Annotated in this window: 1 protein-coding gene; it reads right to left on the bottom strand. The window is 55.6% G+C overall.

Annotated features, from left to right (window positions below):
- Window positions 1-346: nucleoside hydrolase (locus AB1462_RS31835; RefSeq protein ID WP_367249070.1), on the bottom strand; the 346-nt coding region annotated here is incomplete at its 3' end.
- Window positions 347-473 lie beyond the last annotated feature (127 nt).

The following is a 473-nucleotide window of genomic DNA, read 5'->3' as shown; positions in this document are numbered from 1 at the left end:
CCAACAATGTCTCGACGATGAAATCGACGGCATATTGCGGCTGGAGCTTCATCTGCGGTTCCGGCAGATCAGGACCGTCGAGGCCGGTCTTGCCATGCACTTCTTCCGCCGTCACCAGTTCGCGCAGCAACGGCCGAACGGCACCCGAATAGACCTTGATGTCAGTCGTTCCGGCCCGTTCGCAAATCTTCAGCGCATTATTTTCCGTCAGTTTCAGCGGCACATTGCCTGCAACTGCCGTGATGCCCAGAATTTCGAGCTCGGGGCTTGCAAGCGCAAGCAATATGGCGACCGCGTCGTCCTGGCCGGGGTCGGTGTCGATGATTATTTTCTGCGCTTCAGCCATGCTTTTTCCCGTGTTTCCCGCTCTTGCTGTAAAGACTTGAACTTGCCGTTCCAACCGACCATATCAACAGACATGGGAAAGATGCCATCCGGGTCTGTCCCTAAGTCGCTCTCAGAGGACACGTAAA

This window comes from Pseudomonas sp. SB113, from assembly GCF_040754745.1.
Lineage (GTDB): Bacteria > Pseudomonadota > Gammaproteobacteria > Pseudomonadales > Pseudomonadaceae > Aquipseudomonas > Aquipseudomonas grimontii.
This window is presented reverse-complemented; position numbering and strand designations above follow the sequence as displayed.